Source organism: Bartonella sp. MR30HLJHH, assembly GCF_042194195.1.
GTDB lineage: Bacteria > Pseudomonadota > Alphaproteobacteria > Rhizobiales > Rhizobiaceae > Bartonella > Bartonella grahamii.
The window spans coordinates 1-1511 of the sequence record NZ_JBHIMO010000064.1 but is presented as its reverse complement, the minus strand read 5'-3'; the positions used below and the strand labels follow the sequence as shown (position 1 = coordinate 1511).

The window sequence follows — 1511 nt, the reverse complement described above, 5'->3', positions numbered from 1 at the left end:
GACGCAAGCACGCAATCAGGCAGAAGATGCAGAGAAAATAGCCTCGTCTGCGAGGAGTAGGGTTATCGATATCAATCAAGTGGTTGAGAATTTTAAAGCCCCCGTAAGTTTAGCGCGGATGTACTCAGAAGAAGCCAAGAAAAAAGCCGAGTCGGCAGATTCACAAGCCTATCAAGCCAAGAGCGAAGCCGAAAAAGCCAAGGAAGTAGCTGATAGAGCGAAAAGGACAGCAGAAGAAGCCAAAACAACCGCCGATACAATGAAACAAGAGCTTGGAGGTATCAAGAGTTCCCTAGCAACGGCAACAACAGCCCATACAGTAGCCTCACAGGCAAAAGTGCTAGGGGAAGAGATAAACAATTTACTGAAACAGTCCAATTTAACGGTTCTTTCAATTTCTACGCCGTTTCTTGTTGCGACAGGGAAAAAACAACTCACATTGAAGAAAGGAACGCGTATAACCTTGGCATTAGGCAATGATACTTTGGTTGCAAGTTATACGGCAGATACAAGAATAAGCGTTCCTTCTCTTTCGGCAGGCAAGGATTATTATGTTTATTTGGTTTCTGATGGAAAACAGTCTCATAAACTTGTTTTGTCAGAAAACTCTACCTATCCAAGGGATTACACTGTGAGTAATTCTCGTAAGATAGGAGGGTTTCATACGCTCTGTGCGGATGTTGGTACGATTTCTGGTCATCCATTATCCGGTTATCAAGCAGGGGATATATTGCCGAATTCTGTTTGGTGTTTGAATCACCGCCCTTATAGTTCACCAGAGGGAATGGTCTACGACCCCTCTACAGATCTTTGGGTTGATATTTATCTTCAATCAGGGACGGGTGAAAATACGAAATCAATGTATCGTACCAATATAACAACAAACCGTAATTATACCGAACATGTAACAGATATGGCGCGTGTTAAAAAATCTTTACTGAGTGATGAAGCGTTTGCTTCTGCTATGTATGGAAGCAATGAAAAGACACATATTGTTGGCAAGAAAGAACCAACCTCTAAGGTTTCAGGTGGATATAAGGATACGGCAAATATACGGATGATTTCGCATATCGGTTGTGAAGATGGTTGCGGTTATGTTTGGCAATTTTTATCGGGCACGTTTCCTATACCCATAAGCCGTACGCAAAATACGTTTGAAATGAGAGCATTGTTAGGGGGTGGTAGCTGGAGTAATACAACGGATAATGGGCGTTTTACTCGAGCCGCCATGATCGTCAATGGTGGAAATGAACAAGTTGCGGCGCGTGGATGTAGCCATACGCGTCATTTTGTTTAGGAGGGAGAGATGATAGAATATCCAGAACATTTAAATAGCAAAGAAGATTATCTGAACATGCTTTCTTTTGACAAAGTTGAAACAGTAAGAAGGCTAGAGATGCTTTTGACAACGCGTTTTTATTGGGTCTTTGTTAAAGAGCTTGGAGAGGGAGAAGAGGGGATTGAAGATGACACGCATAAGGTTTGTCTAACAACAACCATGCCGTTTGATT

Annotated in this window: 2 pseudogenes; both read left to right on the top strand. The window is 42.3% G+C overall.

Annotated features, from left to right (window positions below):
* Window positions 1–1297: pseudogene (locus ACFIKR_RS09240) on the top strand (hypothetical protein); the annotation flags it as partial.
* 9 nt (window positions 1298–1306) lie between these two features.
* Window positions 1307–1511 (top strand): annotated as a pseudogene (locus ACFIKR_RS09235) (hypothetical protein); the annotation flags it as partial.